The sequence below is a fragment of the Halarchaeum sp. CBA1220 genome, assembly GCF_003721175.2.
Classification (GTDB): domain Archaea; phylum Halobacteriota; class Halobacteria; order Halobacteriales; family Halobacteriaceae; genus Halarchaeum; species Halarchaeum grantii.
In genome coordinates, this window is record NZ_CP054707.1 from 1252181 (window position 1) to 1272380 (window position 20200).

Below are 20200 nucleotides of genomic sequence, written 5' to 3' on the forward strand. Positions count from 1 at the left end.
GAGGCGTCAGTGCGCGCCCGCGTCGATGCCGAGGACGACGACGAAGTAGACGAGGAGGACGATGAACGCGGCGTAGAAGACGCCGCCGACGAGGAAGGGCTTCGGGTCCATCGGCTCCTCGTGCGCGGAGCGCGCGCGGAGGTAGAGGATGCCGCCGGAAATGACGGCGAGGACGACGGAGAAGGCGTTCAGGAAGCCCGTGGTCCCCCACGCGAGCGAGAGGTCCCAGTCCGTGAAGACGATGCCGAGCGTGACCGGGAGCGTGCCCTGGAACGCCATCGCGCCCGTGATGTTCCCGAGCGCGAGCGTGTCCTTGTCGCGGCTGATCCACAGCACGGAGTTGAACTTCTCGGGGAGCTCGGTCGCGAGCGGCGCGATGAGGAGCGCGACGATGGCGATGGGAATGCCGAGGACCTCCTTGGAGAGCCACTGGACCTCGCTGACGAAGAGGTGCGCGCCGCCGATGATGAGGGCGAGCGCGAACAGGGTCTGGAGGGCGACGAAGACGAAGCTCGGGTTGTCGCCGTGCGAGCGGGGGTCGTAGCCGGCGCGCGCGGCGACGCGCTCGATGAGGAGGCCGAGGTGGAGCGCGTCGATGCCCTCGCTCTCCGCGAGTTCGCCGCTCTGCAGGGAGCGCACGAGGTAGAGGAGGTAGAGGCCGACGAGCAGGGCCGCCATCGCGTACTCGAGGAGGCGGTTGTGGGCGAACGCGGCGGCGAACGCGATGACGTAGCCGACGAGGAAGAAGGAGAGGTCGCGACGGGTCGCCACCTCGTTGAAGTGCATCTCGTCGCCGAACACCCGCCGGTCGCGGAAGTGATAGACGCTGACGCCGACGAGGAACATCGCGATGGTGGCGAGCATGAAGGGCGCGCCGAGGATCGCGCCGACGCCGACGTGCGCGGACTCCGCGCCGCCCTGCAGGATGGCGATGACGGGGATGAGCGTCTCCGGGAGCGCGGTGCCGACGGCGGCGAGGATGCTCCCGGTCGCCGACTCGCTGACGCCGAGGCGGTGGCCGAGCCACTCCACGCCGTTCGTGAACACTTCCGCGCCGGCGAGCAGGAGGACGAACGACCCGACGAGGAGGAGCGTCCGGTCCGCCGCCGGAGAGAGGAGTGCCGGTGCGAGGCCGTCCATACCACGGCTGTCTCCCACGGGGCTTGTAAGCGCACCCATTCGGCCACGGGGCACCGATTTGCCGCTCGCCGATACTTCGGCGGCGCGTCCGGCGACGGTCGCGCCTTCCGACGGCTTTTAGCGGCGAGAGGGGCGACTGCGAGTATGACCGTCGGAATCGTCGTGAGCCGCGCCGACTCCGCGTCGCGCGCCGTCGGCGAGCGACTGCTCGCCTTACGGGACTGGGAGCGCGCGGACGACGACGCCAGCGCCGCGCGCTATCGGTGTGCGGGCTTCGAGCTCCGCGAGTTCGAGGACTGGCACCTCGAACTCGATGGGGTCGCATCGGCGTTCGACGACCCCTCCTTCGTCGTCTTCGCCTCGCGGCACGCCGGCTCGAGCGGCCCGCTGCTCACCGCGCACTTCACGGGCAACTTCGGGGCCGCCGAGCACGGCGGCGCCGACCGCGACCTCGCCGAGGCCTGCCCGAACGCCCACCGCGCCGTCGTCTCCGCGTTCGCCGAGCACGCGCCCGAGGAGTACGACGTCGGGATGGAGTGTACGCACCACGGCCCGACGGCCGTCGGCGCGCCCTCGATGTTCGTCGAACTCGGCTCCGGCGAGGAACAGTGGGCGGACGAGTCGGCGGCAGAGGCGGTCGCGCGCGCCATCCTCGACCTGCGCGGCGTCGACGCGCACGCCGAGCGCACCGTCGTCGCGTTCGGCGGCGGCCACTACGCCCCCCGTCCCACCCGAATCGTCGAGACGACGGACTGGGCGGTCGGGCACGTCGGCGCGGACTGGTGTCTCGACGACCTCGGCGACCCCCGCGAGCACCGCGACGTGATCGCGCAGGCCTTCGCGGAGAGCGACGCGACGCGCGCCGTCGTCGACGGCGAGAAACCGCGCCTGCGCGCGGTCATCGACGACCTCGGCCACGAGGTCGTGAGCGAGACGTGGCTCCGCGAGACCACGGGCGTCGACCTCGCTCTCGCGACCGACCTCGAAGCCGAACTCGGGAGCGTGGCCGACGGCCTCCGCTTCGGCGACGCCGCCCGCGAGGGCGCGCCCGGCGAGTACGTCGTCGTCGACCACCCGGACGGCCTCTGGGCGGACGCGCACAGCGTCGACGCCGACGCCGCGCTCGCCGCCGCGAGCGAGCACGCGCTCGCCTACACCACCGAGGAGAACGGGAACCGGGTCGCGGGCGAGGTCGCGTTCCCGGACGCGGACGCCCACGACGCGTACGTCGCCGCGCTCGCTACGCTCCTCGACGAGAAGTACGACGCCGTCGAGCGCGACGCCGACGCCGTCCGCGTCACCGACGAGTCCTTCGACCCCGAGAAGGCCCGCGCGCGCGGCGTCCCCGAGGGCCCGAAGTTCGGGCGGCTCGCGAGCGGCCACACCGTCGAGGTCGACGGGGAGGAAGTCCGGCCCGAGGACGTCGCGAGCGAACGCGCGGAGGCCTACCCGCGCGGGGCGCGTGAGACGGTCGTCCGACACGAGGGGGAAAGGTAATTAAACGACTCTCGTATAGAGTATAGGCAACATGGACTCCATCGTGCAGGACGCTATCGACGAGGCCGAGGAGGGCGCCGAGCCCTCCGAGGGCGTCTCCCCCGACAGCGGCGGGGGGAACGCCAGCTCCGGCCGGATGTCTGACGAGGAGCTACTCGGCGTTCTCGAGGACCTGCAGACGAACATCACCGTCGTCGGCTGCGGCGGCGCGGGCTCGAACACCGTCAACCGGATGCACGAGGAGGGCATCCACGGCGCGAAACTCGTCGCCGCGAACACCGACGTCCAGCACCTCGTCGACATCGAGGCGGACACGAAGATCCTCATCGGCCAGGAGAAGACGCGCGGCCGGGGCGCCGGCTCGCTCCCGCAGGTCGGCGAGGAGGCCGCCCTCGAGTCCCAGGAGGAGATCCGCGAGGCCATCTCCGGCTCCGACATGGTCTTCGTCACCGCCGGTCTCGGCGGTGGCACCGGCACGGGGAGCGCCCCGGTCGTCGCGAAGGCCGCCCGCGAGGCGGGCGCGCTCACCATCAGCATCGTCACGACGCCGTTCACGGCGGAGGGCGAGGTCCGGCGCAACAACGCGGAAGCCGGCCTCGAGCGCCTGCGCGACGTCTCCGACACCGTCATCGTCGTCCCGAACGACCGCCTGCTCGACTCCGTGGGGAAACTCCCCGTCCGACAGGCGTTCAAGGTCTCCGACGAAGTCCTCATGCGCTCCGTGAAGGGGATCACCGAACTCATCACGAAACCCGGCCTCGTCAACCTCGACTTCGCCGACGTGCGCACCGTCATGGAGAAGGGCGGCGTCGCCATGATCGGCCTCGGCGAGTCCGACAGCGACTCCAAGGCCGTCGACTCCGTCAAGAGCGCCCTGCGCAGCCCGCTCCTCGACGTCGACATCGGGCAGGCGAACTCCGCGCTCGTGAACGTCACGGGCGGCCCGGACATGAGCATCGAGGAGGCCGAGGGCGTCGTCGAGGAGATCTACAACCGCATCGACCCCGACGCGCGCATCATCTGGGGGACCTCGGTCGACGAGGAACTCGACGGCGAGATGCGCACGATGGTCGTCGTCACCGGCGTCGAATCCCCGCAAATCTACGGGCAGAACGGCGACGAACAACCAGAGACGAGCGCCGAGCGCGACATCGACTACGTCGAGTAACTCGCTCTTCGTTCTCCCGTTTCGGAGAAGCCTCTATGGTCCTCGCGTCGAAAGCGACAGCCATGACTGACGTGCTCTGTCCGCTCGTCACGCCGTTCGACGCCGAGGGCGACGTCGACCTCGCCGCGCTCGACGCCGTCGTCGACGGCGTGCTCGAGGCGGGCCTCGACGGCCTCGTCCCCTGCGGCACCACCGGCGAGTTCGCGAGCATGACGCGCGCGGAGAACCGCGCCGTCATCGAACGCGTCGTCGCACGCGCCCCTGACGACACCACCGTCGTCGCGGGCGCGGGCGCCACCGCCGTCGCCGACACCCTCGACGCCCTCGCGTTCGCGGACGACGCCGGCGCGGACGCCGGCCTGGTCGTCCTCCCCTACTTCCACACCGCGAACGCGCCCGCCGGCGCCACGCGCTTCCTCCGACGGGTCGCCGACGACAGCCCGCTCCCGCTCTACCTCTACAACATCCCGGCGTGCACGGGCGCCGAAATCCCCGTCGACGTCGTCGCCGACCTCGCCGCGCACGACGCCGTCGTCGGCCTGAAGGACTCCGGCGGCGACTTCGGCTACTTCACGGACGTCCTCGCCGCCGTCCCCGACGAGTTCGCGGTCTACCAGGGCGTCGACGGCCAGCTCGTTCCCGCCGGCCTGATGGACGCGAGCGGCGGCATCAACGCGCTCTCGAACGCCGTCCCCGAGGTGTTCGCGGCGGTCCGCGACGCCCTCGCCGCCGGCAACGACGAGCGAGCGCGCGACCTCCACCGCGAGTGCCTCACGCCCCTGTTCGCCCACTGCGCGGAGCACGGCTTCGCGCCCGCGACGAAGGCCGCGCTCGCCGCGCGCGGCCGCCTCCCGAACGCGGCGGTGCGCCCGCCGCTCGTCGAACTCGACGCCGACGCGCGCGCGGACGTCGCGGCCGCCGTCGACGCCGCCCTCGAACGCGTCGCGTAGCCCGGCCGTCGGCGCTCGCGGCCGGCGGTGCGAAAGACAGAAAAGGAGCGGTGTCGAAAGCACGCTATGGACGTTCCCCTAGAGCTTTCAGCGTACACGCGGGTGCTGAAACTGGCCAGCACCCCCGGGTGGGAGGAGTTCTCCCAGATCGCGCTCATCGCCGGCGCCGGCATCCTCCTCGTCGGCCTGATGGGCTTCATCATCTTCCTAGTCATGGGCGTCGTTCCGGGCACGGGGATCTGAGATGAGTGTGTACGCAGTCAAGACGACCGCGAGCCAGGAGCAGACCGTCGCGAGCATGATCGCGAACCGCGAGGAGAACGAGATTCACGCCGTCCTCGCGCCGGACGCGCTCACGAGCTACGTGATGGTGGAGGCGGACAACGACGCCGTCATCTCGCGCGTGCTCGAGGAGATTCCGCACGCCCGCAGCATGGTGCCGGGCGAGTCCTCCATCAGCGAGGTCGAGCACTTCCTCAGCCCGAAACCGGACGTCGAGGGCATCGCGGAGGGCGACATCGTCGAGCTCATCGCCGGCCCGTTCAAGGGCGAGAAGGCGCAGGTCCAGCGCATCGACGAGGGCAAGGACCAGGTCACCGTCGAACTCTACGAGGCCACCGTCCCGATTCCGGTCACCGTTCGCGGCGACCAGATCCGGGTGCTGGACTCCGAGGAACGCTAACGCGTTTCTCTAACTCCGCGTTCGATTCGCTCACGCGGATTCCGAGGAGCGATAGCTCCTCGTACAGTCGAACGGCGCACTGCGCCGTGAGACGACTCGGAAGAACGGTAGCGGCAGGCGGGTTTTCTATGCGCTTCAGCGCGCTCCGCGACGCGGCGTGCGCCGTCGAAGCGTGATGGGGTCGCTACGCGACGACGCCGTCCGCCGCGACGATTTCGCTCCCGTTGTGGCGGACGGTGACCTCGAAGGGCGCGCCGCTCTCGACGCCGGAGAAGTCGAAGGTCGCCTCGAACGAGCCGCCCTCGGTGACGTTCGCGGTGTCGGTCTTGAGGAAGGGCGACTCGCCGCCCGAGGACTGTACGCGGACGGTGACGTTCTCACCGGCCTCGAGCGTCGTCGCCCCGCTGATGGTCTGTTCTGCGGCGGGCTGGACGGTGACGTTCTCGCCGTCGTGCGCGATGTACGGCGGCGTCGGCGTCGTCTCGCCGCTCGGCCCGCCGAGTCCCGCACAGCCCGCCGTGGCGACGAGGCCGACGGCGAGGAGGGCGAGTGCGACCGGTCGCCACCTCATCGCCGACCTCCGTCCGTGTCGGCTGTCGGTGGGCGGATGCGTCGCGGTACTCTCGCGCTGGAGGGGAGTCGGGGTTCGGTCGGGACCATGCCTTCGCGTCTATCCGGCGCAGCGGCATAATCGCACGCCACGGTGAAGCGCCGATTTCACCGTCCGGCGTCGGGGTCGTCTCCCGTCAGTGCCCGTGCGGGACGAGCGACGCGCGCGTGATCTCGCGGGCGTCCGACTGCTCGAGCGCGGTCTGTGCGTCCACGAGGTCGAACTCGGCGTCGATGAGGTCGCCGTAGGGGTATTTCTCGACGGTGCGCGAGAGGAACTCGAGGCCGCGCTTCAGGTACCACGGGTCGTAGCGCATCGTCGGCGTCACCTCGATGTTCTTCCGGGTGAAGAGCGCGGGGTCGATTTCGGCGGTCCGGCCGGGCGTGATGTTGCCGATTTCGAGGTAGCGCGCGCCGTCGCGGAGGAGGTGTGGGCCCTCCGCGAAGGCGTCCGGGACGCCCGCGACTTCGACGCCGACGTCCGCGCCGCGCCCGTCCGTGAGCTCGGCGACGCGCTCGCCGCGCGCCTCCACGGTGTCGTACTCGCGGAAGTCGACGACGTGGTCGACGCCGAACGAGCGGGCGCGCTCGATGCGCTCGTCGACGCCCTCGACGAGGATGGTCTCCGCGCCGTACTCGTTCGCGACGGCGATGGCGTTCTGCCCGAGGCCGCCGCCGCCCTGAATCACGACCGTCTCGCCGTAGGAGAGGCCGACTTCGTCGAGGCCGAAGAGCACCTGCGTGAGCGCGCAGTTCGCCGCCGCCGCGACGCCGTCCGGGATGTTCTCGGGGACCTTGTAGAAGTGCTGCTCGGGGTGGACGTAGTAGTGCGTCGCGAACGTCCCGTGGAAGTGCGGGAACTCGTCGGGGTGCTCGAGCCAGTGCTGGAGGGCGTTCTCGCAGGAGCGGAACTCCCCGCGCCCGCAGTACTCGCACTTCCCGCAGGCGACGAAGTACGTCGGGGCGATGAGGTCGCCCTCTTCGATGGGTTCGCCCGCGTAGTCGGTCTCGACGCCGTCGCCGACGTCGGTGACGCGACAGAGCGCTTCGTGGCCGAGGACCATCCGGTCGAGGACCGGATGGATCCCCTTCCAGATGTGGAGCTCGGAGCCGCAGACGTTCGCCTGCACGACCTCGGTGACGAGCGCGCCCGGTTCGGGGTCGGGCACCGGATACTCCCGAATCTCGACGGACTGCTCGTCCCGGAGGTAGGCGAGGCGTCCCGTGGTGGACGTCATCGTGTGCGTTCAGGACGCCCACGGACCATAGGCGTTCGCGTCGCGGACCCCGTTCAGTCGATGTAGCCGAAGACGTCGTCGCCGAACTCGGTCGTCGCGTACTCGCGGCCGCGCTCGGTGAGCCGGTAGTAGTCGCCCGCGTCGAGCGACTCCACCATGTGCCGGTCGTCCAGTCGTTCGAGCGCGTCCTCGACGGCCGCGACGTCGACGTCCTCCCGGAGGAGCCGCTCGATGTTCGCGGCGATACCGCCCGGTGAGACGCCGAGTCCCGTCTGTGCGAGGACGCGCAGGACCGCCTCGACGGCCTCCGTCCGCCACTCCTCGGTCATACTCGACGGGTGCGTCGCCGAGTCGGAAAAACCGTCCGGCCGATTACGCGTCCGTCACGCCGTCCGCCTCGTCGGTGTCGCCCGCCTCGTCGGTGTCGTTCCTCCCGTTCGCCCCACCCGTTTCGTCGGTGCCGTCCGCTTCGCCGGCGTCCGTGCCGTCCTCGCGGGCGTCGAGGCCGAGGCGCTCGCGGACGGCGGCGACGTCGACGGCGTCCTCGACGGTGCCCTTCACGTCCTCGCGAACGCGGATGTCGTCCGCGTCCGCGTCGTACGCCCGCACGTAGTCCGCTCGCGTGTGCGCGTCGAAGGCGTGCGCGATGGCGAAGAACCCCTCCGGGACGACGGTGTTACAGACGCGACACTCGTGGCGGTCGTGGCCCTCCACCTGGTGGGCGAGCAGGTCCGTCACGTCGTCGTACGTCGCCGCGCAGTCGCCGATGGCGCACTCCCAGCCGGACATACGCGTCCGGTACCGCGAGTGCCCCGATAAAGCTTGTCCGGGCGCGCCCGTCGCGGCGCGCGAAACTGCAACCGCTAAAACCCCGCCGCGCCTATCGCCGGGCGTGACGGAGACACGGGTCGACCCCCACGTGAAGATACTCGATCAGGACGTCGCCGAGCGCGCGAAGTCGCGCGGCATCGACGTCCTCGTGTACGCGCCGCATTTCGTGCGTCTCCCCGAGATACGCGAGCGCGCGGCGGCGTTCAGCGACGACGAGTTGCTCGTCGTGCCCGCCCGCGAGGTGTTCACCGGCCCGTGGCAGGAGCGCAGGCACGTCCTCGCGCTCGGCCTCACCGAACCCGTCCCGGACTTCATCACGCTCGAGGGCGCCTTCGACGAGTTCGACAGACAGAACGCCACCGTGCTCGCCCCGCACCCGGAGTTCGCGACGGTGAGCCTCGGCGCACCGGAGTTCGAGCGCTACGGCGACCAGCTCGCCGGGGGCGAGGTCTACAACCCGAAACACCTCCCGTGGCAGAACGAGCGCGCGCGCGAACTCGTCGAAGCCTACGGCCTCCCGCCGTTCGGGTCGAGCTACGCCCACCGGCGCGCGACCGTCGGGGAGGTGTGGACGACGTTCGAGCGCGACATCGGGAGCGAGGCCGACCTCCTCGACGCGCTCGAGTCCGGTGCGCCTCGGCGCGTCGAGCACCGACGCGGGTGGCGCCACACGCTGCGCTGTCGCCTCGAAACGCTCGACCTCGCCTACGAGAACACGTACAAGAAACTCGACCGCGTGCTCCTCTCCGGCATGGAGCCCACGCACCCCCGGCATATCGCCTACGAGGGGCGCTTCGAGGACGTCCGCGTCTACTAGCCCACGAGCGTCTGGAGGCCCTGCACCTGCGAGGCGACGTCCACGTTCGGAACGACGCCCGGCAGGTAGTGGATGAGCGCGTAGATCGCGACGAGCTCGACGAGCGTGATGACGACGGTGATGACCGTCGCGTACTGCGAGGACGTCGTGACGCCGACGGGCGTGCCGAACTCCTTGTCCCAGAGCGGGTAGAAGAGCGCGATGCCGCGCTTCGAGCCGAGGACGTCGAGGACGAAGTGCGTGAGGACGCCGACCCAGACCCACTGGAGGTTCGAGAAGTAGACCGTGTACCCGTAGAGGACCGCGACGACGAAGACGTTGTGTAGGGTCTTGCGGTGCTTGCCGAACTCGGTGTCGATGTCGGGGAACAGCGCGCCGAGGACGACGGGCACGAGGACGGCGGCGACCGTGACGAGCGTCTGCACGCTCCCTTCGGGGTGGAGGACGAAGCCGAGGCCGACGCCCAACAGCAGGCCGTTCAGGATGTGGTCCTTCTTGTTCATTCGCGCGCCTCCATCGCCGCGAGGGCGTCGTCGAGCGCCCGTCGCGCGATCTGCTCCTTTATCTCCTGGCGGTCGCCGTCGAAGGTGTAGCGCTCGACGGTCGTGTAGGTGTCGTCGGTGCCCCACGCGCCGGCGTGTGCGACGCCGACGTAGACGGTGCCGACGGGTTTCGCCTCGCTCCCGCCCGTCGGGCCCGCGATGCCGGTCGTCGAGACGCCCCACGTCGTCCCCGCGGCGTCGCGGACCGCGCGCGCCATCTCGCGCGCGACGGGTTCGCTCACCGCGCCGTGGGCGTCGAGGGCCTCACGGGAGACGCCGGTGTCGAGCTTCGCGTCGTACGTGTACGTGACGTACGTCCGGTCGTAGTAGTCCGAGGAGCCCGGGACGTCCGTGAGGAGCGACCCGACGAGGCCGCCCGTGCAGGACTCCGTCGTCGCGATTGTCTCGCCCGCCTCCCGGAGCGCGTCACCGATGCGTTCCTCGACCGGCGGATCGTCGGCGTACTCTCGCATACCGGCCGTAACACCGGCGGCGGTATTGCGTTTGTGGGTGCGCCGCGTCGCGGCGCTCAGACCGTGTCGCGGTCCGTGTAGGTGTGTCGGTGGACGATGAAGCCCTCGTCGTCGAACTCGTGGAAGTCCGCGAAGCCGAAGGCGACGCGCTCGCCGTCCTGCACGCCCTCGAAGGAGCCACGGACCGCGACGGTGTCGCCCTCCGCGACGACCGTGTGAACGGTGTGCTCGCCCTCCGAGAGCGGTCGGCCCGTCTCGTAGAACGCCCGGAGCTCCGAGAGCCCCTCGATGGGGGGCTGACCGGGGCGCTCGTAGACGACGTCGGGGCTGAAGAGGCCGACGAGGCCGTCGTAGTCCTCGTCGTCGACGAGCTCGTAGTAGCGACGCGCCGCCTCGGGGTCCGCGTTTCCGACCATACGTCGAGTGGGTGGCGCCGCCGACGTAAGCCGTTCGGCTCTGTCCGTCTTCCGCACGGGGCCATCGAGGCGCGACCCCGCTCGCAGCAAATCTAAAGGAAGCGGAAGGTCTCGAGGTTCTTCGGAGCGAACGTTCGCATGTTGTAGTCGTGGTAGAGCGCGCTCGAGAGGTCCTGCGTGGAGCGCTCGTCGCCGTGGACGCACAACACCTTCTCGGGGCGCGGGTTCATGGTGCGCACGAAGTTCTCGAGGCCCTGCCGGTCGGCGTGGCCGGAGAAGCCGTCGACGGTCGCGACGTCCATGTTGAGCTGGAGGTGCTGGGTGCGCCCACCGGAGCCGCCGACGGGGATTTCGTCCCAGCCGGACTGGATGCGCCGGCCGAGGGTGCCCTGTGCCTGGTAGCCGACGAAGATCATCTGGTTGTCCTCCTGCGGGCCGAGGTGTTCGAGCCACGACATGATGGGGCCGCCGGTGACCATCCCGGACGTGGAGAGGACGATGCACTCCTCGCCCTCGGCGACGTCCATGCGCTCGTCCTCGCCGCCGTCGATGTGGTTGAACTGCTCGGCGAGGAAGGGGTTCTCGTCCTCGTGGAAGATACGGTCCCGGAGGTCGTCCCGGAGGTACTCGGGGTAGGTGGTGTGGATGGCGGTGGCCTCCCAGATCATGCCGTCGAGGTGGATGGGCATGGTCGGGATCTTGTCGTTGCGCATCGCCTCCTCGAGGACGAGCATGAGCTCCTGCGAGCGCCCGACGGCGAACGCCGGGATGACGATCTTGCCGCCGCGCTCGTAGGCCTCGTTGATGACCTCGATGAGCTTGCGCTCGGAGTCCTCTTGGTCGGTCTGGTAGTCGTTCCGCCCACCGTAGGTGGACTCGAGGACGAGCGTCTCGACGCGCGGGAAGTCGTTGACGGCACCGTTGAACAGGCGGGTGTCCTCGTAGTGGATGTCGCCGCTGAAGGCGACGTTGTAGAGGCCGTCGCCGATGTGGAAGTGCGAGACGGCGCTCCCGAGGATGTGCCCGGCGTTGTGGAACGTGAGCTTGACGTCGGGCGCGATGTCGGTGACGTCGCCGTACTCGAGGGTGATGCAGTGCTTGATGGCCTCCCGAACCATCTCGGAGTCGTAGGGCGGCGTCCGCCCCTCCTTCGAGGCGACGTCGAGGTAGTCGAGGGTGAGCAGGCCCATCAGGTCGCGAGTGGGTTCCGTGCAGTAGATGGGGCCGTCGTAGCCGTACTTGAAGAGGAGCGGGATGAGCGCGGAGTGGTCGAGGTGGGCGTGCGTGAGGACGACGGCGTCGATGGTGTTCGCGCCGGCGCCGAGCGCCTCCGAGACCTGGAGGTAGGGAACCTCGTCCTCGCTCCCGGGCTTGTCCCCGCAGTCGATGAGGATGCGGGTCTCGGGCGTGCTGAGGATGAAGCTCGCGCGCCCGACCTCGCGACAGCAACCGAGCGTGGTGATGCGGACGTACTCGTCGTCGGACATCTCCTGGCGGTGGATCTGCCGGCCCACTTTTTCCAGTATATCGCGGCGGTCCTCGCGCTCGGTCTTCAGGAAGTTCCGGACGTTCCGGACGGTGGAGGACTCGATGGGGGGCGTGCGGACGACTTCGGGCGTCCAGCCGGCGCGCTGCGTGATCTCGCGCAGCGTCGAACCGTGTCGTCCGATGACCATGCCCGGCTTGCTGGCCTCGATGACGACTTCGCCGGTGTCCTCGTGGAAGTCGAGGTCGCTGACGCCGGCGTCCTCGGGGACGACGTCCATGATCTCCTCGCGGGCGTCGCGCGGCGGCGAGAGGACGTCCGGGTCGGGCCGGACGGTGATGCGTTTGCGGAGTTTGGAGGCGAGGCGTCGGATGAGGTCGCCGTTCTCCGCGAACTTCTTCGGATCGCGGGTGTAGACGACGAGTTCCGGGCCCTCGTACTTGACCTCGGTAACGGAGATGTCGGGCGGTACTTCGTCTGTGATCGTCTCTTGGAGTTCCTCGAGTTGTTTGTCTACGGAGCTCATAGTGTAACGTGGCGGGCTTCGTCGGAGCGTCCCGTGGCGTCGACGTCGCGGAGCGCACTACCGGCCGCGCGTCGAATCGTCAGGGACTGGCCGAGGGATGTCATCGTAGTGAGAGCGGAGGGTCGTCGGACGGTGTCCGGCGACTCCGCGGGGTAGCAGTCGTGGAAAACCCGCTTGCTCGCCACTATACCCGTCAGGTTATAAAAGACCTTCGCAAGGTAGACGGCGGTGGGCCGCGCGAGACGACCGTATGGACGTGACGCCGACGACGGTACGCGAGGAGCACGACCGCCTCCGGGAGCGCGCGGACGCCGTGGTGCCGGTGGTGAACGCGGTGCGCGCGGAGCTCGGCGCGGCCTTCGACGCCGAGGTGGCATCGATCACGGCCGGGGAGTACCGGGATGCGATTGACGCCGTCTTCGCGGACGGCGACCGCGCGGTGAACGTCGCGGGCCTCGCGATGTGCCTGCGCGAACTCGACGTCCACGAGGACTACCCGGGGTTCGTGGTGGACGAGTTACTGGGCCGCGAGCTCGCGGGGGTGCTCGCGGGCGAGCAACCCCTCCGGCTGCTCGCGGAGGCGACGTTCCACTACGCGGACGTGGCGGCGGTCGCGGACACCCGCGAGCGGGCGGGCCTCGACGACCTGGACGCGGCGCTGGCGGCGGGCGTCCAGACGCGACTCCCGGGGTGGGAGTGGCGTGAGCGACCGAACCCCTTCGAGGAGGGGTGAGAAGCAGGGCCGTGGCGGTCGGGACTAGTCGCCGATGGAGAGCTCCGCGCTCTCGGGCTCCGGCGGCTCCTCGTCCGCTCGGAGCTCACGGTACACTTCACGCTCGCGACGCTGCTGACGCTTGCCCGTCCCTTTCCGCTCGCGACCGCGTTTCGTGTCTCCCATTACATCATGGTATGAGGTGGCATGCCACTTAAGACTATCTCCCACGGATATGCTTTGTGTTCGTGGCAGAATATCGGGCGCCCTTCAGGAGATTTAAGGCCGCTGTCGGCTTCGTTCGGGGCATGAGCGAGGACCAGGAGCTCGGCATCACCGAGCAGAAGGAGTACAACCCCGGCGAGTGGTACGCCGAGGTCGTCGAGAAGGCCGAACTCGCGAGCTACGGCCCCGAGGGGATGGGCGGGTTCATCGTCACGCGCCCGCGCGGGTACAGCCTCTGGGAGAGCGTGCAGGAGAACCTCGACGGCTGGTTCGACGAGACCGGCGTCGACAACGCCTACTTCCCGCTGTTCATCCCGGAGAGCTACCTCGAACGCGAGAAGGACGTCGTCGAGGGCTTCGACCCCGAGGTCGCGTGGGTGACGCAGGGCGGCCACGACGAGCTCGAGGAGCGCCTCGCCGTCCGGCCGACCTCCGAGTCGATCATCGCGCCCTACATGGCGCAGTGGGTGCGCTCGCACCGCGACCTCCCCCTCAGGCTCAACCAGTGGTGTAGCGTCGTCCGCTGGGAGGCGACGGACACGAAGCCGTTCTTCCGCACGAAGGAGTTCCTCTGGCAGGAGGGCCACACCGCCCACGAGAGCGAGGACGAGGCGTGGGAGGAGACGCTGACGCGCCTCGACCAGTACCAGCGCCTCTACGAGGAGGTCTTCGCGATGCCGGTGATGCGCGGCGCGAAGCCCGACCACGACAAGTTCCCGGGCGCGGACACCACGACGACGGTCGAGGCGCTGATGCCGGACGGGAAGTCCGTGCAGGGGGGGACCTCCCACTACCTCGGCCAGTCGTTCGCGGAGGCCTTCGACCTCACCTTCAGCGACGAGGACGAGGAGGAGCGCGTCGCGCACACGACCTCGTGGGGGCTCTCGTGGCGCGCGCTCGGCGCGCTCATCATGACGCACTCGGACGACCAGGGGCTCGTGCTGCCGCCGACGGTCGCGCCCGAGCAGGTCGTCATCGTCCCCATCTGGCAGGAGGAGACGAAGGAGGACGTCCTCCAGTACTCGGCCGAAATCGCCGCCGAGCTCGAGGAGGCGGGCGTCCGCGTCCACCTCGACGACCGCGACGGGCGCAACCCCGGGTTCAAGTACAACGAGTGGGAGCTGAAGGGCGTCCCCCTCCGCCTCGAAATCGGCCCGAACGAGGTCGAGGACGAGGAGGTCACGGCCGTCCACCGCCCCGACGGCGAACAGGAGACGACGGACCGGGCGACGCTCGTCGAGGACGTCGAGGACCACCTCGATACGGTGTTCGCGAAGCTCTACGCGGCCGCCGAAGAGACCCTCGAAGAGAACGTTCGGGAGGCCGACAGCCCCGAGGAGATCATGGGGACCATCGGCCAGCACGGTGGCTACGTCCGCACGCCGTGGTGTGGCGACGAGGCCTGCGAGGAGGCGATCAAGGAGAAGGTCCACGCGGAGATCGTCGCGGTCCCGCTCGAGGAGTCCGACGCGGCGGGCGAGCACCGCGCGAACGACCACCGTGCGGAGGCGATTCACGAGGCGGGTGACGACTGTACGGTCTGTGGTGAACCGGCGGTCGAGACCGCCTACTTCGCGCAGTCGTACTGACGGCGAACCCGCACGTTTTTCGCGTTCGTTTCCCCCGCCGAGAACTGAGAGCGGCGCCACCGCTCGGGCAGACGTTTTCAGTAGTAATACTTCCTTATATTGACTAAGGCTGTGGTAATATGGCCTAAGGCTTTGATGGAAGGTGTTTTATGCACCGAGGTGTGTCTTCCAGTCACAATGACTGAGTACGACGCACGGAGCGGCGGCCGGCGCCTCGCGGACCCGGCCGAGGCACGCTCGAACTGCGGTGTCGGGGTCGTGATGGACCTCGACGATCAGGGCGGCCACGACGTCGTGTCCGACGGTCTCGACCTCCTCGCGAACCTCGAACACCGCGGCACGACCGGTGCGGAGAAGAAGACCGGCGACGGTGCGGGCATCCTCCTGCAGACGCCGCGTTCCTTCTTCGAGGACGAACTCGACCTTCCCGAGACGTACGCCGTCGGATCGCTCTTCCTCCCACAGGACGCCGACGAGCGGTCCGAGTGCACGGACGCGGTCGCGGACGCCCTCGCCGAGCACGGCCTCGACGTCGTCGCCTGGCGCGACGTCCCGACCGACAACGCCGACCTCGGACAGACGGCGCTCGACTCCGAGCCTCACGTCGCGCAGGTCTTCGTCACCCCCGAGGAACCGATCAGCGACGAGGAGTTCGACCGCGCGCTCTACGTCGGGCGCCGAGCCATCGAGAAGACCGTCGACCACGAGCGCTTCTACGTCTGCTCCCTCGACCGACAGACCCTCGTCTACAAGGGCCTCCTGAAGGGCGACCAGGTTCGGGACTACTACCTCGACCTGCAGGACGAGCGTCTCGCCTCGACGTTCGTCCTCGTGCACGCGCGCTTCTCCACGAACACCCTCGGCGCGTGGCATCTCGCACACCCCTACCGGAACATCGTCCACAACGGCGAGTTCAACACCATCAAGGGGAACGTCAACTGGATGCGCGCCCGCGAGGCCGACATCGAGAGCGAGCGCTTCAGCGAGGACGAACTCGACACGGTCCGCCCGGTCATCCCCGACCCCGACCAGTCGGACACCGCGAGCGTCGACAACGCCCTCGAACTCCTCATGCAGGGCGGTCGCGACCTCCCGCACGCCCTCCGGATGCTCGTCCCCGAAGCGTGGCAGGGCGACGAGGCGATGGCCGACGAGCGACGCGACTGGTACGACTACCACGCCTCGCTCGTCGAGCCGTGGGACGGCCCCGCCCTCGTCGTCGGCACCGACGGCGACCGCGTCGGAGCCGCCCTCGACCGCAACGGCCTGCGCCCGTGTCGATACGAGGTCACGACGGACAACACGCTCGTCATGGGCAGCGAGGCCGGCGCAATCGAGACCGACGCGGAGGACGTCGCGAAGCGCGGGCGCCTCCAGCCGGGCCAGCTCTTCCTCGCCGACCCCGAGGAGGGCCGCGTCATCCCGGACGACGAGGTCTTCGACGACCTCACCGACGAGAAGTACGGCGAGTGGGTCGACGAGCAACAGACGCGCTATCAGGGCCACGCCGACGACCCGCTCCCGTCCGGTGACGGGGACGCGCTCCGCGCGCGCCAGGCCGCCTTCGGCTACACGCAGGACGACCTGAACGACGTCCTCGAGCCGATGGTGGAGGCCGGGAAGGACCCCGTCGGCTCGATGGGCGACGACACCCCGCTCGCGGTGCTCTCGAAGTTCAACCTCCCGCTGTTCAGCTACTTCCGACAGCTCTTCGCGCAGGTGACGAACCCGCCGATCGACTACATCCGGGAGGACGTCGTCACCTCGCTGGAGACCCGCCTCGGCCGCGAGCGCAACCTCCTCGGCGAGTCCCCCGAGCACGCCGCGCAGGTCGTCCTCGACTCGCCCGTCCTCACGGACGACGACCTCGGCCGCGTGCGGGACGCGGACGTCCCGGACGTCACGGTCGACATCACCTACGACCCCGAGACGGACCTCGAGTCCGCCGTCGAGCGCGTTCGCGCGGACGTCGAGGCCGCGATTCGCGACGGCGCGGAGATCGTCGTCCTCTCCGACCGCGAGGTCGGCGCTGAGCGACTCGCGATCCCGAGCCTGCTCGCGACGAGCGCCGTCCACCACCACCTCGTCCGCGAGGGCCTGCGCACGCGCGCCGGCCTCGTCGTCGAGTCCGGCGACCCCCGCACCGTCCACCAGCTCTCGACGCTCGTCGGCTACGGCGCGGGCGCGGTCAACCCCTACCTCGCGATGGAGACGGTGACGGACATCACCGCCGGCCCCGACGGCATGGACGACACGGAGGCCGTCGAAACGTACGTCGACGCCCTCGAACAGGGCCTGCTGAAGGTCATGTCGAAGATGGGCATCTCCACGGTGGAGTCCTACCGTGGCGCGCAGATCTTCGAGGCGGTCGGTCTCGACACCGACCTCGTCGACGAGTACTTCTCGGGCACCCCGAACAAGACGAGCGGCATCGGCCTCGAGGAGATCGAGGAAGACCTCCGCGAGCGCCACGAGCAGGGCTTCGGCGAGGGCGAGGAGGAGCCGAGCCTGGAGCGGCAGGGCGAGTTCACGAACACCTCGAACGGCCGCTTCCACCAGTGGAACCCGCAGACGGTGAACGCCCTGCAGGCCGCCGTCCGCGCGGACGACTACGAGCAGTTCGGCGAGTTCTCCGAGCTCATCGACGACCAGACGAAGCAGCTCCAGACGCTGCGCGGCCTCATCGACATCGAGACCGAGGAGCGCGAGAGCGTCCCCCTCGAGGAGGTCGAACCGGTCGAGGAGATCGTCGAGCGCTTCTCGACGGCCGCGATGAGCCTCGGGAGCCTGAGCCCCGAAGCCCACGAGAACAACGCGAAGGCGATGAACTCCATCGGCGCGAAGGCGAACACCGGCGAGGGCGGCGAGCCCCCCGAGCGCTTCAACACCGAGCGCGAGTGCAAGATCAAGCAGGTCGCCTCCGGGCGCTTCGGCGTCACCTCCGAGTACCTCTCCGAGGCCGAGGACCTCCAGATCAAGATGGCACAGGGCTCGAAGCCCGGCGAGGGCGGCCACCTCCCCGGCTCGAAGGTGAACGAGATGATCGCGGGCGTCCGGTGCTCGACGCCGGGCGTCGGCCTCATCAGCCCGCCCCCACAGCACGACATCTACTCCATCGAGGACCTGAAGCAGCTCATCTACGACCTTCGCTCGGGCAACCCGGACGCCCGCGTGCACGTGAAGCTCGTCTCCGAGGCGGGCATCGGCACCATCGCGGCGGGCGTCGCGAAGGCGAAGGCGGACTGCATCCACATCTCCGGGCACTCCGGCGGGACGGGCGCGTCGCCGAAGACGTCGATCAAGCACGCGGGCCTCCCGTGGGAGCTCGGCCTCGCGGAGGCGAACCAGCTCCTCCGCGAGACGGGGCTGCGCTCGCGCGTCACCCTCCGCGTGGACGGCGGCCTGAAGACGGGCCGCGACGTCGCTGTCGGCGCCCTCCTCGGCGCCGAGGAGTTCGCGTTCGGCACCGCGAGCCTCGTCACCTCCGGCTGCGTGATGGCGAGGCAGTGTCACGCGAACACCTGCCCGGTCGGCGTCGCGACGCAGGCGGAGAAGCTCCGCGAGCGCTTCCCCGGCCAGCCGGAGCACGTCGTGAACTTCGTGACGTTCATCGCGATGGAGCTCCGCGAGATCATGGCGGAGCTCGGCTTCACGAGCGTGGACGAGATGGTCGGGCGCACCGACCTGCTCGGCCAGCGCGAGGTCGACCACCCGAAAGCCCGCAGCGTCGACCTCGACCGCGTCATCGCGGACCCCGTCCCGAACGACGACCGCTACCGGACGCGCGAGCAGGACACCGAGCACGACGAGCACTTCGACTGGGACGTCCTCGAGGAGGTCGGCGACGAGATCGAGGCCGGCGAGGACGTCTCCCTCTCGATGGACGTGACGAACGTGGATCGGGCGGTCGGCGGCGTGCTCTCGAACGCGGTCTCGAACGCGCACGGCGGCGACGGTCTCCCGGACGACACGGTGTCGCTCGACCTCGAGGGCATCGCCGGGCAGTCCTTCGGCGCGTGGCTCGCGTCCGGCGTCTCGCTGAACATCACGGGCGCGGCGAACGACTACGTCGGGAAGGGCCTCTCCGGCGGGAAGATCGTCGTGAACACGCCGAGCGACGCGCCCTTCGACCCCTCGGCGAACACGCTCATCGGGAACGTCGCGCTCTACGGCGCGACGGACGGCGAGCTCTACGTGAACGGCGTCGCCGGCGAGCGCTTCGGCGTCCGGAACTCGGGCGCGAAGGCGGTCGTCGAGGGCGTGGGCGACCACGGCTGTGAGTACATGACGGGCGGCGTCGTCGCGGTGCTCGGCGAGGTGGGTCGGAACTTCGCGGCCGGGATGAGCGGTGGCGTCGCGTACGTCTACGACCCCGAGGACGAGCTCGCGGAGAAGGCCAACACCGGCATGGTGACGCTCGAGTCCGAGCTCACCGAGCAGGACGAGGCGATGCTCCGGCGGCTCGTCTCGAACCACCGCAGCTACACGGACTCCAGCCGGGCCGAGGAGCTCCTCGAGACGTGGAGCGCGGCGCGCTCGGACTTCGTGAAGGTGATGCCGGACGCGTACGCGGCCGCCATCGAGGAGCGCCCGGAGAGCGACGCGCGCAAGTCGCTTCCCGCGCCCGCCGCCCGCGAGGCCGAGGCGGACGCCCGGGCGGACTGAAACGCGCGTTTTCGTCCACCGAACCCCTTTCTCGCCGCCTCGCGTCTCCCGGAGTATGAACCAGACGCGACGCCGCACGCTCGCCGCGCTCGGCTTCGGTGTCGTGGGCACGCTCGCCGGCTGTACGGGTGCGTCGAATGCGCCCGACGAGGCGACGACGGACGAGACGACCACGACGCCCCCCGGCTTCTCGGGCTGTCCGTCGCTTCGCGAGGACGCGGACGAGACGGTCTGTGCGGCGACGGCGCCCGCGGACGCACCCGTCGTGCTCGCGCCCTCACGCGCCGACGTCGCCGCGCCGGGGACGCTGCGCTTCACGCTGACGAACGGCTCGCGGGTTTCGCTCGGGTTGAACCCCTACGACTGGGCGCTCCACCGCGAGGCCGACGAGGGATGGGAGCGCGTCGCGCCGGACGCGGTGATACAGCCCTGGTTCACGCTCGCGCCCGGCGAATCGCGGGTCTGGGAGCTACAGGTCGGTGGCTCGCACTCGGCGCCGAACGGCACGGTCGTCGCGGGGCCGCTCGACCTCGAGGCCGGCACGTACGCGTTCAGCGTCGTCGCCGTCGGCGAGGCCCGGACGGCGTACGTCGCGCGCTTCCGGGTGCGCTGACCCGCTACTTCTTTCGGGGCG

Annotated in this window: 19 protein-coding genes and 1 pseudogene; 10 read left to right on the plus strand and 10 right to left on the minus strand. The window is 69.7% G+C overall.

What is annotated here, in order from left to right; translation table 11 throughout:
• Positions 1–6 precede the first annotated feature (6 nt).
• Positions 7–1140, minus strand: coding sequence for a sodium:calcium antiporter (locus tag EFA46_RS06700; protein ID WP_123074038.1), 1134 nt, complete (start codon positions 1138–1140; stop codon positions 7–9).
• A 144-nt stretch (positions 1141–1284) separates the two neighbouring features.
• Here EFA46_RS06700 and EFA46_RS06705 point away from each other — a divergent pair, with 144 nt between their 5' ends.
• The 5 genes from EFA46_RS06705 to EFA46_RS06725 all read left to right on the plus strand — a co-directional run bounded on the left by EFA46_RS06705 (position 1285) and on the right by EFA46_RS06725 (position 5437).
• Positions 1285–2637 (plus strand): D-aminoacyl-tRNA deacylase, encoded by a 1353-nt coding sequence (locus tag EFA46_RS06705; RefSeq protein ID WP_123074037.1) that lies wholly within the window; start codon positions 1285–1287, stop codon positions 2635–2637.
• Between the two features lie 31 nt (positions 2638–2668).
• On the plus strand, positions 2669–3805 hold the full coding sequence (ftsZ, locus tag EFA46_RS06710) for a cell division protein FtsZ (RefSeq protein WP_123074036.1): 1137 nt from the start codon (positions 2669–2671) through the stop codon (positions 3803–3805).
• Between the two features lie 62 nt (positions 3806–3867).
• Positions 3868–4755 carry a dihydrodipicolinate synthase family protein gene (locus EFA46_RS06715; RefSeq protein WP_123077230.1) on the plus strand — a complete coding sequence of 296 codons (888 nt, stop codon included), beginning with the start codon at positions 3868–3870 and terminating at the stop codon, positions 4753–4755.
• A gap of 66 nt (positions 4756–4821) precedes the next feature.
• Positions 4822–4998 (plus strand): protein translocase SEC61 complex subunit gamma, encoded by a 177-nt coding sequence (locus EFA46_RS06720; protein WP_123074035.1) that lies wholly within the window; start codon positions 4822–4824, stop codon positions 4996–4998.
• Between the two features lies 1 nt (position 4999).
• Complete coding sequence (locus EFA46_RS06725) at positions 5000–5437, plus strand: transcription elongation factor Spt5 (RefSeq protein ID WP_123074034.1); 438 nt, start codon at positions 5000–5002, stop codon at positions 5435–5437.
• A gap of 184 nt (positions 5438–5621) precedes the next feature.
• Here the strand turns inward: EFA46_RS06725 and EFA46_RS06730 are convergent, their stop codons facing one another.
• The 4 genes and pseudogenes from EFA46_RS06730 to EFA46_RS06745 form a co-directional block, all read right to left on the minus strand.
• Positions 5622–6008, minus strand: coding sequence for a BGTF surface domain-containing protein (locus tag EFA46_RS06730; RefSeq protein ID WP_123074033.1), 387 nt, complete (start codon positions 6006–6008; stop codon positions 5622–5624).
• 175 nt (positions 6009–6183) lie between these two features.
• The gene (locus tag EFA46_RS06735; protein WP_123074032.1) at positions 6184–7284 is read right to left on the minus strand and encodes a zinc-binding dehydrogenase; all 1101 of its coding nucleotides are present in this window, start codon (positions 7282–7284) and stop codon (positions 6184–6186) included.
• A 53-nt stretch (positions 7285–7337) separates the two neighbouring features.
• Positions 7338–7613, minus strand: a complete 276-nt coding sequence (locus EFA46_RS06740) for a hypothetical protein (protein WP_123074031.1) — start codon at positions 7611–7613, stop codon at positions 7338–7340.
• A 178-nt stretch (positions 7614–7791) separates the two neighbouring features.
• Positions 7792–8073, minus strand: a pseudogene (locus EFA46_RS06745) (hypothetical protein); the annotation flags it as partial.
• Between the two features lie 103 nt (positions 8074–8176).
• On the opposite strand from EFA46_RS06745, the gene EFA46_RS06750 reads away from it, so the two are divergent.
• Positions 8177–8932, plus strand: coding sequence for a PHP-associated domain-containing protein (locus EFA46_RS06750; RefSeq protein WP_255494028.1), 756 nt, complete (start codon positions 8177–8179; stop codon positions 8930–8932).
• Here the strand turns inward: EFA46_RS06750 and EFA46_RS06755 are convergent.
• The 4 genes from EFA46_RS06755 to EFA46_RS06770 all read right to left on the minus strand — a co-directional run bounded on the left by EFA46_RS06755 (position 8929) and on the right by EFA46_RS06770 (position 12375).
• Positions 8929–9435, minus strand: a complete 507-nt coding sequence (locus EFA46_RS06755; RefSeq protein ID WP_123074029.1) for a metal-dependent hydrolase — start codon at positions 9433–9435, stop codon at positions 8929–8931. The two genes, EFA46_RS06750 and EFA46_RS06755, sit on opposite strands and share 4 nt — an antisense overlap.
• The gene (locus EFA46_RS06760; protein ID WP_123074028.1) at positions 9432–9947 is read right to left on the minus strand and encodes a CinA family protein; all 516 of its coding nucleotides are present in this window, start codon (positions 9945–9947) and stop codon (positions 9432–9434) included. The genes EFA46_RS06755 and EFA46_RS06760 overlap by 4 nt, the downstream gene beginning before the upstream one ends.
• A gap of 56 nt (positions 9948–10003) precedes the next feature.
• The gene (locus tag EFA46_RS06765) at positions 10004–10363 is read right to left on the minus strand and encodes a nuclear transport factor 2 family protein (RefSeq protein WP_123074027.1); all 360 of its coding nucleotides are present in this window, start codon (positions 10361–10363) and stop codon (positions 10004–10006) included.
• Between the two features lie 92 nt (positions 10364–10455).
• Positions 10456–12375 (minus strand): beta-CASP ribonuclease aCPSF1, encoded by a 1920-nt coding sequence (locus EFA46_RS06770; protein WP_123074026.1) that lies wholly within the window; start codon positions 12373–12375, stop codon positions 10456–10458.
• A gap of 250 nt (positions 12376–12625) precedes the next feature.
• On the opposite strand from EFA46_RS06770, the gene EFA46_RS06775 reads away from it, so the two are divergent.
• Positions 12626–13108 (plus strand): hypothetical protein, encoded by a 483-nt coding sequence (locus EFA46_RS06775; RefSeq protein WP_123074025.1) that lies wholly within the window; start codon positions 12626–12628, stop codon positions 13106–13108.
• A gap of 24 nt (positions 13109–13132) precedes the next feature.
• On the opposite strand, the gene EFA46_RS06780 is transcribed toward EFA46_RS06775, so the two are convergent.
• Positions 13133–13273, minus strand: coding sequence for a hypothetical protein (locus EFA46_RS06780; RefSeq protein WP_176969844.1), 141 nt, complete (start codon positions 13271–13273; stop codon positions 13133–13135).
• A gap of 122 nt (positions 13274–13395) precedes the next feature.
• Here EFA46_RS06780 and proS point away from each other — a divergent pair, with 122 nt between their 5' ends.
• The 3 genes from proS (at position 13396) to EFA46_RS06795 (ending at position 20179) form a co-directional block, all read left to right on the plus strand.
• Entirely contained in the window at positions 13396–14901 is a 1506-nt protein-coding gene (gene proS / locus EFA46_RS06785) for a proline--tRNA ligase (RefSeq protein ID WP_123074024.1), read from the plus strand.
• Between the two features lie 177 nt (positions 14902–15078).
• Complete coding sequence (gene gltB, locus EFA46_RS06790; RefSeq protein WP_123074023.1) at positions 15079–19566, plus strand: glutamate synthase large subunit; 4488 nt, start codon at positions 15079–15081, stop codon at positions 19564–19566.
• Positions 19567–19621: 55 nt separating this feature from the next.
• Positions 19622–20179, plus strand: a complete 558-nt coding sequence (locus EFA46_RS06795; RefSeq protein ID WP_123074022.1) for a hypothetical protein — start codon at positions 19622–19624, stop codon at positions 20177–20179.
• The last annotated feature ends 21 nt before the right edge of the window (positions 20180–20200 follow it).

What these genes read in the sequence shown, in the direction of transcription:
- EFA46_RS06700 (WP_123074038.1), bottom strand. Translation starts at nt 1,140, where the DNA reads ATGGACGGCCTCGCACCGGCACTCCTCTCTCCGGCGGCGGACCGGACG.
- EFA46_RS06705 (WP_123074037.1), top strand. Translation starts at nt 1,285, where the DNA reads ATGACCGTCGGAATCGTCGTGAGCCGCGCCGACTCCGCGTCGCGCGCC.
- ftsZ (WP_123074036.1), top strand. Translation starts at nt 2,669, where the DNA reads ATGGACTCCATCGTGCAGGACGCTATCGACGAGGCCGAGGAGGGCGCC.
- EFA46_RS06715 (WP_123077230.1), top strand. Translation starts at nt 3,868, where the DNA reads ATGACTGACGTGCTCTGTCCGCTCGTCACGCCGTTCGACGCCGAGGGC.
- EFA46_RS06720 (WP_123074035.1), top strand. Translation starts at nt 4,822, where the DNA reads ATGGACGTTCCCCTAGAGCTTTCAGCGTACACGCGGGTGCTGAAACTG.
- EFA46_RS06725 (WP_123074034.1), top strand. Translation starts at nt 5,000, where the DNA reads ATGAGTGTGTACGCAGTCAAGACGACCGCGAGCCAGGAGCAGACCGTC.
- EFA46_RS06730 (WP_123074033.1), bottom strand. Translation starts at nt 6,008, where the DNA reads ATGAGGTGGCGACCGGTCGCACTCGCCCTCCTCGCCGTCGGCCTCGTC.
- EFA46_RS06735 (WP_123074032.1), bottom strand. Translation starts at nt 7,284, where the DNA reads ATGACGTCCACCACGGGACGCCTCGCCTACCTCCGGGACGAGCAGTCC.
- EFA46_RS06740 (WP_123074031.1), bottom strand. Translation starts at nt 7,613, where the DNA reads ATGACCGAGGAGTGGCGGACGGAGGCCGTCGAGGCGGTCCTGCGCGTC.
- EFA46_RS06755 (WP_123074029.1), bottom strand. Translation starts at nt 9,435, where the DNA reads ATGAACAAGAAGGACCACATCCTGAACGGCCTGCTGTTGGGCGTCGGC.
- EFA46_RS06760 (WP_123074028.1), bottom strand. Translation starts at nt 9,947, where the DNA reads ATGCGAGAGTACGCCGACGATCCGCCGGTCGAGGAACGCATCGGTGAC.
- EFA46_RS06765 (WP_123074027.1), bottom strand. Translation starts at nt 10,363, where the DNA reads ATGGTCGGAAACGCGGACCCCGAGGCGGCGCGTCGCTACTACGAGCTC.
- EFA46_RS06770 (WP_123074026.1), bottom strand. Translation starts at nt 12,375, where the DNA reads ATGAGCTCCGTAGACAAACAACTCGAGGAACTCCAAGAGACGATCACA.
- EFA46_RS06775 (WP_123074025.1), top strand. Translation starts at nt 12,626, where the DNA reads ATGGACGTGACGCCGACGACGGTACGCGAGGAGCACGACCGCCTCCGG.
- EFA46_RS06780 (WP_176969844.1), bottom strand. Translation starts at nt 13,273, where the DNA reads ATGGGAGACACGAAACGCGGTCGCGAGCGGAAAGGGACGGGCAAGCGT.
- proS (WP_123074024.1), top strand. Translation starts at nt 13,396, where the DNA reads ATGAGCGAGGACCAGGAGCTCGGCATCACCGAGCAGAAGGAGTACAAC.
- gltB (WP_123074023.1), top strand. Translation starts at nt 15,079, where the DNA reads ATGACTGAGTACGACGCACGGAGCGGCGGCCGGCGCCTCGCGGACCCG.
- EFA46_RS06795 (WP_123074022.1), top strand. Translation starts at nt 19,622, where the DNA reads ATGAACCAGACGCGACGCCGCACGCTCGCCGCGCTCGGCTTCGGTGTC.